This window comes from Pantoea sp. C8B4 (assembly GCF_051336905.1).
GTDB classification, from domain to species: Bacteria; Pseudomonadota; Gammaproteobacteria; order Enterobacterales; family Enterobacteriaceae; genus Pantoea; species Pantoea rwandensis_B.
In genome coordinates, this window is record NZ_JBGMNK010000019.1 from 15,867 (window position 1) to 31,784 (window position 15,918).

12 protein-coding genes and 3 pseudogenes are annotated in these 15,918 nt (G+C 53.4%); 5 read left to right on the plus strand and 10 right to left on the minus strand.

Annotated elements, in window-relative coordinates; all coding sequences use genetic code 11:
- Positions 1 to 58: 58 nt before the first annotated feature.
- Positions 59 to 457: an H-NS family histone-like protein gene (locus tag ACCW76_RS18625; RefSeq protein WP_045816870.1), complete on the minus strand. Its 399-nt coding sequence runs from the start codon at positions 455 to 457 to the stop codon at positions 59 to 61.
- A 527-nt stretch (positions 458 to 984) separates the two neighbouring features.
- Positions 985 to 1,122, minus strand: a pseudogene (locus tag ACCW76_RS18630) (HipA domain-containing protein); the annotation flags it as partial.
- A gap of 229 nt (positions 1,123 to 1,351) precedes the next feature.
- Here ACCW76_RS18630 and ACCW76_RS18635 point away from each other — a divergent pair.
- The 4 genes from ACCW76_RS18635 to ACCW76_RS18650 all read left to right on the plus strand — a co-directional run bounded on the left by ACCW76_RS18635 (position 1,352) and on the right by ACCW76_RS18650 (position 5,921).
- Positions 1,352 to 2,581: an MFS transporter gene (locus ACCW76_RS18635; RefSeq protein WP_436339685.1), complete on the plus strand. Its 1,230-nt coding sequence runs from the start codon at positions 1,352 to 1,354 to the stop codon at positions 2,579 to 2,581.
- Positions 2,582 to 2,607: 26 nt separating this feature from the next.
- Positions 2,608 to 3,669 carry a sugar phosphate isomerase/epimerase family protein gene (locus ACCW76_RS18640; protein ID WP_436339686.1) on the plus strand — a complete coding sequence of 354 codons (1,062 nt, stop codon included), beginning with the start codon at positions 2,608 to 2,610 and terminating at the stop codon, positions 3,667 to 3,669.
- On the plus strand, positions 3,670 to 4,821 hold the full coding sequence (locus ACCW76_RS18645; protein ID WP_436339687.1) for a Gfo/Idh/MocA family protein: 1,152 nt from the start codon (positions 3,670 to 3,672) through the stop codon (positions 4,819 to 4,821).
- 119 nt (positions 4,822 to 4,940) lie between these two features.
- Entirely contained in the window at positions 4,941 to 5,921 is a 981-nt protein-coding gene (locus tag ACCW76_RS18650; RefSeq protein WP_436339689.1) for a LacI family DNA-binding transcriptional regulator, read from the plus strand.
- A 4-nt stretch (positions 5,922 to 5,925) separates the two neighbouring features.
- Here the strand turns inward: ACCW76_RS18650 and ACCW76_RS18655 are convergent.
- Positions 5,926 to 6,231: pseudogene (locus ACCW76_RS18655) on the minus strand (sugar phosphate isomerase/epimerase family protein); the annotation flags it as partial.
- A 54-nt stretch (positions 6,232 to 6,285) separates the two neighbouring features.
- Positions 6,286 to 6,722: pseudogene (tnpA, locus tag ACCW76_RS18660) on the minus strand (IS200/IS605 family transposase).
- Positions 6,723 to 6,766: 44 nt separating this feature from the next.
- Here tnpA and ACCW76_RS18665 point away from each other — a divergent pair.
- Positions 6,767 to 7,927 carry an RNA-guided endonuclease TnpB family protein gene (locus ACCW76_RS18665; RefSeq protein WP_436339690.1) on the plus strand — a complete coding sequence of 387 codons (1,161 nt, stop codon included), beginning with the start codon at positions 6,767 to 6,769 and terminating at the stop codon, positions 7,925 to 7,927.
- Positions 7,928 to 8,090: 163 nt separating this feature from the next.
- Here ACCW76_RS18665 and ACCW76_RS18670 read toward each other — a convergent pair whose 3' ends face one another.
- The 6 genes from ACCW76_RS18670 to ACCW76_RS18695 all read right to left on the minus strand — a co-directional run bounded on the left by ACCW76_RS18670 (position 8,091) and on the right by ACCW76_RS18695 (position 15,910).
- Positions 8,091 to 8,501: a sugar phosphate isomerase/epimerase family protein gene (locus ACCW76_RS18670; protein WP_436339692.1), complete on the minus strand. Its 411-nt coding sequence runs from the start codon at positions 8,499 to 8,501 to the stop codon at positions 8,091 to 8,093.
- Between the two features lie 209 nt (positions 8,502 to 8,710).
- A complete protein-coding gene (locus tag ACCW76_RS18675; RefSeq protein ID WP_436339693.1) occupies positions 8,711 to 10,456 on the minus strand; it encodes an ABC transporter ATP-binding protein in 1,746 nt (581 codons plus the stop codon).
- The gene (locus tag ACCW76_RS18680) at positions 10,453 to 12,168 is read right to left on the minus strand and encodes an ABC transporter ATP-binding protein/permease (protein WP_436339695.1); all 1,716 of its coding nucleotides are present in this window, start codon (positions 12,166 to 12,168) and stop codon (positions 10,453 to 10,455) included. Before ACCW76_RS18680 ends, ACCW76_RS18675 begins: the two co-directional genes overlap by 4 nt.
- Positions 12,169 to 12,214: 46 nt before the next feature.
- Positions 12,215 to 13,312, minus strand: a complete 1,098-nt coding sequence (locus ACCW76_RS18685) for an ABC transporter substrate-binding protein (RefSeq protein ID WP_436339697.1) — start codon at positions 13,310 to 13,312, stop codon at positions 12,215 to 12,217.
- A 15-nt stretch (positions 13,313 to 13,327) separates the two neighbouring features.
- A complete protein-coding gene (locus ACCW76_RS18690) occupies positions 13,328 to 15,454 on the minus strand; it encodes a TonB-dependent siderophore receptor (protein WP_436339698.1) in 2,127 nt (708 codons plus the stop codon).
- A gap of 150 nt (positions 15,455 to 15,604) precedes the next feature.
- Positions 15,605 to 15,910: an isochorismate lyase gene (locus ACCW76_RS18695; protein WP_436339699.1), complete on the minus strand. Its 306-nt coding sequence runs from the start codon at positions 15,908 to 15,910 to the stop codon at positions 15,605 to 15,607.
- Between the last annotated feature and the right edge of the window lie 8 nt (positions 15,911 to 15,918).

Genomic DNA, 15,918 nt, shown 5'->3' on the forward strand with positions numbered 1-15,918 from the left:
GTGGGCTTAACACCCACCATAAATGTTCGATAACTCAAATTAAACGGGGAAAGCCCGATTAGATAAGAAAATCATCGAGAGATTTGCCGGCATCCACAGCGGCTTTAATCACTGCTGGCGTGCGACCCTGACCGGTCCAGTGCTTCTCAACACCTTCTTCCGTGTATTTATATTTAGCCGGACGTGGTGCACGTTTAGCGCGAGTTTTACCGGTTGGCGTTAATGCTCCCAGCAGTTCATTAGGGTCAATCCCATCTTGCAGCAGCAGTTCACGATATTTAGCCAGTTTTTCTTCTTTTTCACGCACGGCAGCTTCGCTAGCGTTGTTTTCTTCACGGCGCTCTGACACGACGACAGTGAATTTTTCCAGCATTTCTTCCAGATCTGCAAGCTGCACTTCACGTGCCTGCGCGCGAAGCGTACGGATATTGTTTAACGCTTTAAGTGAATCACTCATGAACTTCTCCTGAATATTTTGTCGCTGAACGAAATAAATTAAGTGGTGCAGTAGATAACAAATTAGGGAAGAGTATATCGATGTTACTCTCTTGGCAGAAGTACAACACATCAGATATCAAGAATAAAGCCCGGAAAGTGTCAATTTTTAGATATTTCTCAAAGTTCCGGGTTGTGGCCGGTGTTGAGACGTCGATAATTGACCACTGAACGCTATTTTAATCATCAGCGATTTGAGTATTTGGTTATATTTTTAAGTATGCAGGCTCAAAAAAGTTATGTTACCCGGTCACAACGTTCGTCACGACCCACCTTCCGGGAAAGCAAATGTTAATAATGACTTAATTAATGATCGGGCATAGCATTCCACCTTTGAAGTCACTTCACGATGCGCCACTGCTAATCATTTAATGGTCTGTAAGAGAGTAATGGCGGATAGTGTCGCAATGTTTGCCTGGTGAAAGGATGCTCGTGCGGATTTAAGACAGAGAATATCACGCAAGTAAGATGTTTATGTTTTTATGCGTGTCACTCTGGAAGAGTCAGATCGTAAGCCGGTGAGACTTGCCACTTTTCATTTTTATTGAGTGTGAAAGCGAAATTCCTCTCATGATCATCCTGGTTGTTCATGATGACGTTAAATACTCTACGACGGGCCTGGACTTCACGCTGTTTTGCGGAACGCGCCTATAGAGGTACGGTTGTTTTCAAATTCGAACAAACTCATCGTTAAGCGGTTTAGTCCTCAGAGGGTTTTCGTGGTCCCCCAAGCCTGTCACCAATTCTCCCTTTCCACCTTAGTCAAAATTTGTGATCAACCACTATGAATTCAATTTTGTAATCGATTACTTTTTATTTATCTACTTTTGTAATCGATTACTTTTGGGGGTTGGATATGGTTGCTGCGACACAAGGCACCGCGCAAGACCAGGCAATGCAGCGTATGCTGGTCCCACGGCTGTCACTAATGATGTTCCTTCAGTTCTTTATCTGGGGCAGTTGGTCGGTCACGCTGGGATTGGTGATGACCCAGCACAACATGTCCTTGCTGATTGGTGATGCTTTCTCGGCAGGCCCGATTGCTTCCATTCTTTCGCCGTTTGTTCTCGGTATGCTGGTGGACAGATTTTTCCCTTCGCAAAAAGTGCTGGCGGTAATGCATCTGGCCGGTGCGGTGATTTTGTGGTTCGTACCCCAGGCGATGATCGCCGAGAACGGTGCGCTGCTGAGCGGCTTACTGTTTGGCTACACGTTGTGCTACATGCCCACGCTGGCGCTGACCAATAATATTGCCTTCCACAGTCTCGCCAGCAGCGAGAAGAGTTTCCCGGTGGTGCGTGTATTCGGCACCATCGGATGGATTGTCGCTGGTTTGTTCATCGGGTTCACGGGGATTGCTTCCAGCGTCAGCGTCTTCACGGTGGCGGCGATTTGTTCCGTGGTACTGGCAATCTACAGTTTCACGCTGCCGCATACACCCGCACCCGCTAAAGGCCTGCCATTCAGACCGCGCGATCTGTTTTGTGCGGATGCGTTTGCTCTGCTGAAAATCCGTCACTTCTTCATTTTTTCGCTCTGCGCCACGCTGATTTCAATCCCGTTAGGTACTTACTACGCCTACACCGCCTCCTGGCTGGCCGATGCCGGGGTTGAAAACGTCAGCTCACTGATGTCCTTCGGACAGATGTCTGAAATCTTCTTCATGCTGGTGATTCCGCTGCTGTTCCGCCGACTGGGCGTGAAATACATGCTGCTGGTCGGTATGTGCGCCTGGTTTGTGCGCTACGCCCTGTTTGCCATGGGCATGGGCGAAGAGGGACGTGCGCTGATTTGGCTGGGGATTCTGCTGCACGGCGTCTGTTACGACTTCTTCTTTGTCGTCGGCTTCATCTATACCGACCGCATTGCGGGCGACAAAGTCAAAGGACAGGCGCAGAGCATGATTGTGATGTTCACCTACGGCATCGGCATGCTGCTGGGTTCGCAGATCTCCGGCGCGCTCTATAACCACCTGGTCGCGGGTCAGGTATCGGCCGCGAGTTGGGGCATGTTCTGGTGGATTCCGGCGATCGCGGCTGCCGTGATTGCCGTGCTGTTTATGTTCACATTTAAGTACCGCGATTAAGTGTTGGTTGTTACTGGAGGTGGTTTTTGAAAACGTTAAAAGGTCCGGGCATTTTCCTTTCACAGTTTATCGGCGCCGATGCACCGTTCAATTCACTGGAAGGATTAGCGAATTGGGCATCCTCGCTGGGCTTTCAGGCATTGCAGATCCCGTGCAATCACCCGGCAATATTTGATCTGCAACGCGCGTCCACCAGCCAGACCTACTGCGATGAGGTGCTGGGATTGCTGAAGCAGTATGGATTAAGCATCAGCGAGTTATCGACACATCTGGAAGGGCAGCTGATCGCCGTGCATCCCGCGCATGATGCCGCTTTTGATAATTTTGCACCGGCACACGTCCGCGGCAAGCGAGACGCGCGCACGGCCTGGGCAACTGAGCAGGTTAAACATGCTGCAGCCGCCTCCAGCAAGCTGGGGCTGACTGCCCATGCCACCTTCTCCGGCTCGCTTGCCTGGCCCTATGTCTACCCGTGGCCGCCGCATAACCCACAATTGCTGGACGAGGCCTTTAAGGAACTCGCCCGTCGCTGGCAGCCGGTGCTGGATGTTTATGATCAGCATGGCGTGGATGTGTGTTACGAATTACACCCGGGTGAAGATCTGCATGATGGTGTCACCTTTGAGCGTTTCCTTGCGCAGGTTAACCATCATCCGCGTTGCAATATCCTGTTTGATCCCAGTCATCTGCATCTTCAACACATTGATTACCTGCAATTTATCGATATTTATCATTCGCGTATCAAGGCCTTCCACGTCAAAGATGCGGAGTATCAGCGCAACGGCCGCAGCGGGGTTTATGGCGGCTATCAAAACTGGATCGATCGCGCCGGGCGTTTTCGTTCGCCAGGCGATGGGCAGATTGATTTCAAAAGCATTTTCAGCAAACTGGCGCAGTACGACTTCAACGGCTGGGCGGTGCTGGAGTGGGAATGCTGCCTGAAAGATGCGGAAACCGGTGCACGGGAAGGCGTCGAATTCATCCAGCGACATATCATTCCGGCCGCCAGCCGTGCCTTTGATGATTTTGCCGCACAAGATGACAGCGGCAGTATCCGCGTACAACTTGGACTTAAGGAGGAGTCGTAAATGATTAATGTCGGCATTATCGGCAGCGGATTTATCGGTCCCGCGCACATTGAGGCACTGCGGCGTCTGGGCAACATCAATATTGTGGCACTGTGCGACTCAACGCTGGAGAAAGCACAGGTCCAGGCGGCGAAGTTACACGTGCCGCACGCTTATGGTGACGTTGTCACCTTCTTACAGCATACGAACCTGCATGCTGTGCACAACTGCACGCCGAACCACCTCCATGCCGCTATCAATAAGCAGGTTTTACTGGCCGGTAAACACCTGTTCTCGGAAAAGCCTCTTTGTATGACGATGGACGAAGCCCGTGAATTAGTGGCACTGGCTGAACAGGCCGGCGTGGTAAACGGCGTAAGCTTTGTTTACCGACAGTTTGCCATGGTGCAGCAAGCCGCCAGCATGGTGCGCAGTGGCGAAACAGGCCGCACCTTTGCCGTCCAGGGCAGTTACTTACAGGACTGGATGCTGGAAGAGACCGATTACAACTGGCGTGTGGATGCAGATAAGGGCGGCGCATCGCGCGCGGTGGCAGATATTGGATCTCACTGGTGCGACACTATCCAGTTTGTCACTGGCCGCAAGATCGTGTCGGTCATGGCTGACCTCGCGATCGTCTGGCCAACACGCAAAGCTAATCTGGCCGGTCAGGCCACCTTCAGCGCGCAGGCGCAACAGGCGCAGTATCAGGATTGTCCGGTGAATACGGAAGATCTGGGCTTCGTGCTGCTGCGTTTCGATGATGGCAGTAAAGGCTGTTTAAGCGTGTCTCAGGTGGCGGCGGGGCGCAAAAATCGCCTCTATCTGGAAGTGAACGGCAGCCAAACCTCGCTGGCGTGGGATCAGGAAGTGCCACAGCAGTTGTGGATCGGTCATCGCCATCAGGCTAATCAAACGCTAACGGACGATGCATCATTGATGAACCGCGATGTTGCCACCCGTGCCCGCTTTCCCGGCGGACACATCGAAGGCTGGCCAGATGCTTTTCGCGCCATGATGCAGCAGTTTTATCAGGCGGTAGAGAAGGGTGAGATGCCCGCGCAAGGTGAACGACACTTTGCTGACTTCAGCGACGGCGCGCAGGTGATGGCCATCGTTGAGGCGATCGTACAAAGCCATCGCGACCAACGCTGGGTCGACGTCAGCCTTTGAGACGCAGGCGCGTTCCGGCGCGCCAGATCTCCCGTATCAGTCATCCCACCTAACTTATTGTCCCGCGTCGATTTATGGTAGCCTGCAATTCAGAAACTGACGCAGGAAGTTGAGTCATCATGTCCATTCAGAAAATCGCGAAGCTGGCCGGTGTTTCCGTGGCCACGGTGTCACGCGTGCTTAACAACAGTGACACCGTAAAGGATAAAAACCGGGATAAGGTGCTGGAGGCCATTAAAGCCAGCAACTACCAGCCAAATCTGTTAGCACGCCAGCTGCGCACGGCGCGGAGCTCAATGGTGCTGGTGCTGGTTTCTGATATCTCCAACCCGTTTTGCGCTGAAATTGTGAAAGGTATCGAAGAGCAGGCAGAACAGAACGGCTATCGCATTTTGCTGTGTAACTCCGGTTCCGACATCAATCGCTCCCGCTCAAGCCTGCAACTGCTGGCAGGCAAAATGGTGGATGGCGTGATCACCATGGATGCTTTCACCACGCTGACGGAACTGACACAGCTGATTGGCAACATGCCCTGGGTGCAGTGTGCCGAATACGCGGATGCCGGCGACATCTCCTGTGTGGGCATCGATGATGTCGATGCTTCGCGCCAGCTGGTGGCGCATCTGGTGGCCAGCGGACGTAAACGTATTGCCCTGATCAATCATGATCTGAGCTATAAGTACGCCCAACTGCGTCAGCAGGGCTATCAGCAGGAGCTGGAACAGCGCGGTCTGTCCTGGCAGGCGGTGAGTTACGCCAGTGATTTAAGCTACAATGCGGGTAAGCGTGCGATGGCAGCGTTACTCAACGCCTACACGCAGCCTGATGCGGTATTTGCCGTATCGGACACGCTGGCGGCTGGCGCGATGGCGGCTATCCAGTCTGCGGGATATCAGGTTCCGCGGGATATTGCCGTTGCCGGCTTTGATGGCTCGGAACTGGCTGAAATGATCTCTCCACCGCTGACCACCATCGCGCAGCCATCGCGCGATATTGGTCGGACTGCGTTCAGCCTGCTTCTGCAGAAGATTGACGATCCCCAATCGCAAACTGAACGCGTCATGATGGACTGGCACCTGATCGTGCGTGCCAGTGCCTGATCGATTAATGCGGCAGTTTTTCCAGCGCCGCCCGCAGATTCTGATGTGAAGTGGTGATAATGCTCCAGGCATCCTTCGGCTTGTCGTGCTCGATGATAAACCACTTCACGCCGCTGGCTTTGGCGGCAGGCAGAATAGTGTTCCAGTCCAGCAAGCCTTCGCCCAGCGGCGCAAAATTCATCTCATCGTCGCGGATGCCAATCGACGCATTATCCTTGGCGTGAATCGCATAGACCCGTCCCGGATAGGCTTTCAAGATGCGCGCCGGATCCTGGCCTCCGCGTGAAACCCACGCCGCGTCCATCTCCAGTTTAGCAAATGCCCCGTAAACCCTCGCCCAATCGGGCGGGGATATAAGGGGGAGCTAATCAGGGGTTTTCTGCGAGGCTACGTAAGCCTTCAATGTTTCAATTTTAGCGCCGCCAGCACTACAGGCGAAACAGGAGCGTGACCAGAGCACCCTGCTAGTACTCGCCTTGCGTAAATTTGTATTCAGAATGCGCACACGGCGGCTACTGATCGACTTCAAATTATTCACCAGCACACTAATAGACAGTTTCGGCGGGTACGCTATCAAAACGTGAACGTGATCCGCTTCCCCGTCCATTTCTAAAATCTCAATTTCCCGCTTTTCCGCGGTGCTTTGAACGCTTCCCGTATCTGCTGGATCATCATGCCGTCGTAAATCTTACGGCGGTATTTCGTCGTAAATATCAGATGCACGACCCGTTTACTGACGCTATGGCGGCGTGAGAGATAACCCGCAAATGTCTGGTTATGTATAGCCCATTGAACACGCATTCTGCCGCACGTAAAGTGAGCGACAATTCGCTATGGACCTGAAAATGAAGAGAGCAACCAAAGTACGCATTTATCCCACCGCAGAACAAGCCGCATTCTTAAATGCGCAGTTCGGCGCGGTGCGCTTTGCCTACAATAAAGCCCTTCATATCAGCCGTCATATGTACCAGCATCACGGCGTTTCCCTCAGGCCAGTCCGTGATATAAAGCCGTTGCTGGCCGTGGCGAAGAAGTCACGTCGCTATGCCTGGCTAAAAGAATATGACTCTCTGGCGCTCCAGCAAGCGGTCATTAATCTGGACCGGGCGTTTGCTAACTTCTTTCATAAACGGGCCGGATTCCCCACTTTCAAAAGCAAACATGGCAGGCAATCCAGCTACCATCCCAACGGGAAGGTTTTAACAGACGCTATCCAGTTGCCGAAGTTGAAGCCTGTCCGGGCGAACATCCACCGGGAGATTGTCGGCAAGGTTTCCAGCATTACGATCACCCGCAACGCGGCGGGCAAATACTATGCTTCGATACTCGCAGATGATGGGCAAGAGGCAGCAGCAAAGCCGACTTACATCACCACCGTAGCGGGCTATGATCTGGGGCTATCGCACTACCTGATCGACAATGACGGCGGCAGGGTGGCGAACCCCCGCCATCTGGTCAACGCATACCGCCGCCTGCGCCGTGACAGCAAGGCGCTATCCCGTAAGAAGATGCGCAGCGCAAACCGCTGCAGGGCTCGCTTACGCCTTGCCGCGCAACACGAACGGGTAGCCAATGCCCGCGCTGATTTCCAGCACAAACTTTCCAGACGAATTATCGACGAAAACCAAGCGGTGATTGTGGAAACGCTGAAATCGGCAAACATGATGAAAAAACGTCGACTTGCCCGTCATATCGGGGATGCGGCCTGGTCTGGATTTGTGGCTAAACTCGCCTACAAAGCGGAGTCGGCAGGGGTTCACCTGGTCAAACTGGATCAGTGGTTCGCCAGCTCAAAAACGTGCCATTGTTGCGGTCACAGGATGCCGGAAATGCCGCTAAAGGTGCGCGAATGGAAATGCCCCGGCTGTGGTGCCGATCATGACCGTGATATTAACGCGGCGATCAATATCCAGCGCCAGGGCATAACAGAATTAATGGCGGCGGGTCACGTCGTCAAAGCCCATGGAGGCTTGCGTCAGTCTGGCTCTGTGCCAGTAGCAGCCTGAGAAGTGGGAAGCCTCGCCGTTTACGGCGGGGAGTAGTCACATTTTCTGCCCGTGAATGATTGAAGATGATCTTCAGCGCGGTCACGCCATCGTACTTCTTCATTTCGAAATTGTGATTGTGGTAAGCGAGTTGGATGCCGTCTTTACGCAGTTTCGCACCGAGTTAATCCAGGTGTTGTGCATAGTCTATCCAGGCTTTGGTGCTGTCCGGGCGATCTTCCGGTTTAATCCATGGAACCACGATGGTGTGATTACCCACCGCTTTATTGAACGCCACGGTCTGCGCGTAGTCGCTTTCCAGTGCCGTTAATTGCACGTGAGATGAGGTCACGGTCAGGTGATTTTTATCCAGCAAGGATTTCAGCTCTTTGGCTTCCAGACCATGGGTGCCTACCAGTTCAACGTGCTCGAAGCCCGCTTTATGGGCCATGGCGAACTGTTCAGCTGGTGTGCCGACATGACTTAAGGTGTACATCTGAAGTCCAATTTCATCTTCAACGCCCGCTGCTAACGCCTGTGAAGGCACAGCACTAAGCATGGAAAACATCCCCACCAACACCATCAATTTTTTCATCTTTATTCAGCCTCTTATGATAAGTAATCGATTACAAATTAGCTTAAAGTAATCGATTACAAAATTTTCAGTGCTGGTTTTGTGATCTGTGTTCAGATTATGGGGCGATCAACTTCTAAGAGAATTGTGACGCCAGATTTTGAGGCGCACCAGGGTCATTATGAGGGTGTACGTGCTACTGAACCTTACAGCACGTGATATGCGAGTGCTTACTTAGTATGTGGATTCTCCAGCAATGCTGAAAGAGATGTGCCTTCAGCGGTTAACGCATCAAAGCTGCCCGCTGCTGCGATTCGTCCGTTGGCGAGCAGCAGAATGCGATCGGCGGATTTCAGCATCGGTATACGATGCGCGATCATAATAAGGGTGCGGGTTTTGGGAAGAGACTCAAGGGCGGCAAGGATAAGGCGCTCATTTTCGACATCTAAACCTGCAGAGACTTCATCCAGTATTATCACCGGTGCGTCACTGACTAAGGCTCGTGCCAAAGCGATACGCTGCCGCTGGCCTCCTGACAAGTTTTCGCCTCCTTTTGTGCAGATGGTTCGATAGCCCTGTGGCAATGCGCTGATAAATTCATTCGCACAGGCGGATTTCGCTGCCTGCTCAATCTGGCTAAAGGTGGCATCGGGGCGGCCCAGGCGAATGTTGTTCTCAATGGTATCGTTAAACAGCCAACTCTCCTGCGATACCCAGGCAATCTGCTGTCGCAACGTCTTCAGGCTAAATGCCGACAGGTCTGTGCCATTGAGTGAAAGCGTACCTGATGTCGGATCGTAGAAGCGCAGCAATAAATAGGCGAGGGTAGTCTTACCGCTGCCTGACATACCCGCGATGGCCACTCTTTCTCCCAGTTCAATGGTGAAGCTAAGGTTGTTCAGCACCGGGGTATCGCTTTGCGGGTAACGAAAACTGACGTTGTTAAATTGCAGTCGATGCCCCTGGGGGGTTATTAACGCCTGGCCGTCATGAACCTGTTCAGGTAACTGCTGAAGTAAAAAGATGCGCTCGGCACTGGCTCTCAATGCGCCCCATTGCCCACCGACCTGCAAAACTTCCAGCAGAGGAACGATTGCCGCGGCGCCGATACTGAGGATAAACGGCAGCCAGGCGAGCGGCAGGCCCATGTGGTGATGGGTGTAAAGACTGGCCACTAGCAATGTAATCAGCGAAAGCGCCATCAGGCCATCCCGCAATCCCTGCTCCAGTCCGCTACGCGCCCCGTATTTGCGTTGCGCGTTGTTTAATCTGGCGTTGGCCTGTTGCAACGTCAGGCTGTAACGACCTTCAGCACCAAACATCTGAATGTCTCTCCAGCCCTGTGCGAGTTCGGTAATATGGCTGTTTAACTCGCTTTTGCTCTCTGCAACGGCCTTTCCCTGTCTTTTAGCCCATCGCGAGCTAAACAACGGCGCCACGACAATCATCAACACACAAGGCAAAAAAATCACGCACAGCCAGGGGCTCACGAACAGCAATATCACGAGGGCAATCCCAGGCATCAGAAACGCGGTGAGATAGTCCACCAGCATGTGCGCATAAAAACGCTCCATAAGCTCGGCATCGCTGGTGGCTGTCGCCACGACATCTCCCATACGATGTTGATTTGAATGTCCAGGTGTGGCGCGAGCGATGCCATCAAAGATACCCATTTGCAGCGTTTCAATCAGTGCGAAGGCCAGGTCATGTGATAACCACGCCAGAGCCCAGCGGGCCAGGGCGGTCAACACTACGCAGAAGGCTATCACAACGAAATATAACCATAGCGTATCGGGCGATGAACCGCTGAGCACCAGGGTGCAGATCCAGCCCGCGATAATCATGCAGGTGAAGGCTGTGCATTGCGCCACGATCCCCGCCGCCAGTGTGGAGAAGAGTCGGGATTGATGTGCCCTGAGGGGGGAGAACATCGCTCGCCAAAGTGATGGGGCAACGGGAGGCGTGTTGGTGTTCAAAAGATTGTCTCCTGCGATTGAAGCAGCGAAGCGTAATAGCCGTTTTCAAGACTCAGACTCGCGGGTGAACCTTGTTCGATGATGTCACCGTCCTGCAGCACCACGATGTGATCGGCTTGCGCAATCGTGTTCAGCCGATGCGCAATGCTAATAAGCGTGCAATGACCGCTGAGTGATGAGATGACCCCTTGGATGGCTGCCTCGTTGACCACATCAAGATTCGAGGTGATTTCATCCAGAATGAGAATGGGGGACTGTTTGAGTAGTGCGCGCGCGATAGCCAGTCGTTGCCGCTGCCCGCCGGACAACAGCCCGCCATTTTCACCCACCAGTGTATTCAGGCGCTGAGGCAGTGATTGAACCCATTCTGCCAACTGCGCCTGCTGCAATGCCTGCCAGATTTCCGCTTCAGTGACGTCAGGGCGGCCCAGCCGTAAATTTTCAGCCAGGGTGCCGTCAATTAAGAAAACCTGCTGCGACACCCAGCTGATACGACGACGAAATGCGGCAATCGAAAGCTCACTGATCGGCTCATCCCCCAAATAAATTGCACCTGATTGCGGTGCGATAAACCGTGCGATCAGCTGGAACAGAGTGGTTTTGCCCGATCCTGAAGGTCCGATGAAGGCGGTGTGGCGATTCTCTGCAATGGTCAGCGTCAGGTTATTGAAAAGCGGCTGTGACTGGCCCGGCCAGCGATAAGTGATCGCCTCTAAACGCAGCGTGTTACCAACCGGCATCGGGTGGGGAGAGTCAGGGTCGTGTAGGTTGGCAGTGGAGGCGGATAATTCCTGTATTGCCGGGCGAATTTCCTGCGCGGCCCACAAGGTATGGAATACCGTTTCCAGCTGAAGGATAGGGCGAAAAGCCTCCCAGGTGATAAACAGCGTCAATAGCATCAGGGCGGGATCCACGGCACCCTGCATCGTGCGCCAGGCGTTTATGATAAGGAGCCCGGCGGTACCGAGTAGCGATACGAAGCGAGTGATACCGCCACGCATCATCGTCACTCGCAGGGTTGTCATGGATTCGCGGCGGAGTGATGCCGCGTGGTCAGCTATTTTGACGCGAAAGCGTGGCACAGCATTACAGGCTTTGAGTGTCAGCATGCCGCGTAGCGCATCCATAAAATCCTCTGCAAACTGCTGCATGGCGGCAAATACACTCACAATATGCTGACGTTGCTGACGCATAAACAGATGATCGATCACCGGGCAGGCCACCATAAACAGCAGCAATATCGCGCCCGAGAACAGGTCAAAACTGGCCAGGGTCACCACCGTGACGGCACCGCTGAGTAAAGCCAGTAGCAGTGCGGGCAGATAGCGGCTGTAAAATCCTTCCATCACTTCCACGCCTTCGACCAGCGTGGCCTGTAATTTTGCTGCAGAATGGTGTTGCATGACATCAAAGCCAGGTGTCAGCAGAGGGCGAAACAGCTGCAGACGCAAACGGGTACGCACATTTGCAGCTAACTGCTCGGTTTGCATGGCCCTGAAACCCATCAACACAGCCCTGAGCAATGCATTTCCCATCAGCATCACCACCAGCATCATGAGCGTATTCGATGTGGATGCATTCAGCTCCATGATCCATTGCGTGAACAGCAGTGCCTGCAGCAGATAGCTTACGGTAATCAAGATGCCTGACAGCAGGTTGATTGCGAGCGCGGGCAGGATCTGCGCTGTCAGAAGCTTTGAGGGTGATTTCATCGTGGTTTCCCCGAGGGCAGCGCAATACAGCGCTGCCCTGCAGTGCTTATTGCACGGGCAGTGCCGTCCAGAATGTGCCCTTTAGCGGCACCGACAACCACTTGCTGGTCAAGGTGTTTAGCGTCGCCTCAGGATGCAGATCAGCAAACAGCGCGGGATGGAACATTTTCGCCATGGCCTCGATCCCGACGAAATAGAGCGGGCTGTCGAAGAAGAATAACCAGACACCACCTGTATGCCCGACTTTCACCGCCGGTAAATGGGCGATTTCTGGCGCGGTCAGGAGGTGCTGACTGCTCTGGGCGACCTGCTTTGCATCGGCTCCGGTGCCGATTTGTAATCCGTCGCGGCTCACGGCGGAGCCACCGCCCATCAGATAAAAATCAGGGTTACGTGACAGGATGTATTCCGGGTTCAATTTGCCGATCGGCGCGCTCAGCATGTCGGCGCCAATGTTATGTCCACCTGCCGCAGCAATGAAATCGCTCATATTGCTGGGTCCTGAGGTAAAGCAGCAATCTCCTTTACCCGGATTGAGATGGAAAAATACCGAGGGACGCGTGCTGACATTTGCCAGGCGTTTTGCAACCTCATCCATATGCTGTTGCCAGTACGCGATCACCTGTTCGGCCTGTGCCTCTTGGCCGAGTAACTGACCGAGCATCTTCAGGCTTGGCACAGTGTTCACTAGCGGTTTACGGAAGAAATCAACAAACACATAAGGGATGTGGGCCGCATCCAGAGCATCGAGCCCCAGTGGAAGCGGTCCATACAGGGTGAAGATCACCAGATCGGGTTTAGCCGCGATCGTCGCTTCCATAGAAAAGGTGCCACTGTTCATGGTGCCCAGCACTGGAATGTCACTGGCCGCGGGATACTGTTTTTTTATCGCCTCCCAGGTAGCAGGTGAGTAGCGCTGGAGATCGTCTCCCCAGCCCACCAGATTATGGAAAGGATCTTTCTCCAGCAGCGCCAGCGTAATGATGTGGCGACTTTCTCCCAGCACCACGCGTTTTGCTGGTCCAGGCAGAGTCACTTTACGCTGCAGCATATCGGTGACCGTGATCGCTGCCCACGCTGAAGAAACACTGCACATCAGGCAGAGTGCGCACAGCAACATTATCAGGTTGGATTTTCTCATCATGATGTTTTCCTTAACTTACCAGCGATAGGACAAGGTGGCGATTAACGAACGGTCATAACCCGTGGTGCAGGTGGTAGTTGAGCAACTGACCCAATAATGTTTGTTAAGCAGGTTATTGGCGTTGAGCGCCACATTCAGCCCATGGAGATGAGGATTGATCTGGCCCAGATCGTAGTGAATGGCGGCGTCAACCAGGGTGTAGTCCGGTACTTTGATGGTGTTGTTGGTGTCAGCCCAGGTCGAGCCCACATAGCGTACACCTGCGCCTAAGCCCAATGAAGCCAGCGGGCCACTCGCAACGGTGTAATTGCTCCAGAGAGAGGCCATATGCTCGGGCATGGCGGTGGGCGTTTTGCCTTGTGCACCGGCCACCGTGGTCTTGCTGGTCTCAAGATTGTTCCAGCTGTAACTGGCAATCAGTTTCCAGTCATCGGTAAGGTTGGCGGTGGCTGAGGCTTCGATTCCTTTCGAGGTAACCTGTCCGGTCTGAATTTTGTTCAACGCATTGTCGGGATCGGTGGTCTGCACGTTGTCCTGCGTCAGGTCGAACCATGCCAGCGTAAACAGCGCATCGAACTGCTCTGGCTGATACTTCATACCGACTTCCCACTGTTTACCGGTGGTGGGTTTGTAGGCGTCACCATAGAAATTAGTGCCCAGGACTGGCGCAAATGAGGTGGCATAACTGACATAAGGTGCCACGCCGATATCCGTTATCCAGCTTAAGCCTGCCCGCCAGGTGAAGCGCTGATCGTCCTGCGAAGTGTAAGTGTCGTTGAGACGGTTTTTGGTGTTCACCACAGCCCAATCCTGACGCGCAGAGAGGTCAAGGTTCAGATGCTGGAACAATGCGAGGCTGTTGGAGAGGTAAACGCCGGTTTCGTTAGCATTCTGCTGCGTGCTGGTATACGGCGAAGTTGTCGGGAAGCGACCGTTGCCGGTCGGCTGGTAAATATCAATGCTGCTGGCCCGGCCATAGTTCAGATAGTAATCCTCCCCGGTGTGGCGGAACGACACGCCCGCGACGCTGGAACCGTGTACGGGCCCTGCATCCCACTCGGTCTTCAGGTTGTTATCGGTGGCGAAGACTTTCCCTTTAATACCGAACTCATAGGCCACGCGATTCAGCGTTCGCATGTCCGCCGCCAGCGACGCGCCTGAAAGCGTTTGCGTCATCAGGTCGGTTTCGGTGTAGCGACTGGCGGAATGGAAGGTCCAGCGATCGCCAAAATGGTGGTCCAGTTCGTAACCCAGATTGCTCTGAGTCATATGATTATCGAGATTGGTCCCATCAAGATAACTGTTGCGGTTGACCTGCCCGTTAGGGTTGCTGAGCAAGGTGCCATACAGCGGCAGGTAAGGGCGTGGCGGGCCAAATTTATTGCGGCTAACCGAGGCCAATACGGTCAATGAGGTATCGGCATCGGGGCGCCAGGTCAAGGACGGTGCCAGGTACAGGGTGTCATCCGGGACGTTGTTGAATTGGGTATTACTGTCACGCCCCACACCCACCACGCGATAGAGCAGTGTTTTATCATCGTTGAGCGGTCCGGAGCTGTCGAACTGGCCCTGCATGCGGCCATGATTGCCGGTCTGAATGGCAACTTCATGTTGTGCATTTAACGTGGGGCGCTTGCTGATGGCGTTGATGATACCGCCTGGCGATCCTGCGCCGTAGAGGAAACCATTGGGGCCACGCAGCACGTCCAGTTGTTCCAATCCGTAAGGTTCGTAGCGTACGTAGGACTGCTGAGTGGTGGATCGCAATCCATCCAGCAAGGTTCCGTTCAGTGTTGAGTCAAAACCACGGATGTTGAAATAATCGAAGCGTGAGGAGATCGCGGAGGTTGAGGCATACACTCCCGGCGTGTACTGCAGGGCCTGAGTGGTGCTCTGCACGTTACGATCGTCCATTTCGCTGCGGGTAATCACCGATACTGACTGGGGCGTGGCGAGAATGGATTCATTGGTGCGGCTTGCCGTCGTGCTGGTCTGTGCAACGTAGCCTTTTTCTGGTGCCGTTTTGCTGTCTGCCGTGACTTGCAAGGTATCTTCTGCCAGCGCGCAATGGGCATTGATTAACAGCGCCAGACAGGTAAGGGGCGTGGTCCAGCGCGCCCAATTTTTATTATTGTTTTCCAAGGTATTCTCCACAATAGAAGCGACTTTTTTGTCGGCTAAAAGTGTGTCAGTGAGAATGTGGACAGACAATCAGCAACACTTTTGCTTGCCGAACTCTTTCTTTAGAAAAACATGCAAAATGAAACTTCCCGGTGTGGCCGGGAAGTCAATTTAGGATCTGTGCTGATTCTGCTGCCAGTAGGCGGTTTGCGTTTCGATATACCAGGGGATGATGCGATGGAATAAACCGATGACAAAGTGTGGATCTAATCCTTTCTCCAAGGCCCACCTCTGACGTTCGCTCAGCATGCGCTCAACACGATCGGGAGCAGGAATACTTTCCAGATTAGGTTTAAATTGTGCCGCTGACAGAACGTACTCCATTCGTTGCTGCAACAGGGACACGATGTGGTGATCGATAGCATCAATTCCGGCGCGAATCTCCATCAGGTTTTTACACTCATTAGCGGCGATCACAGAAGCTC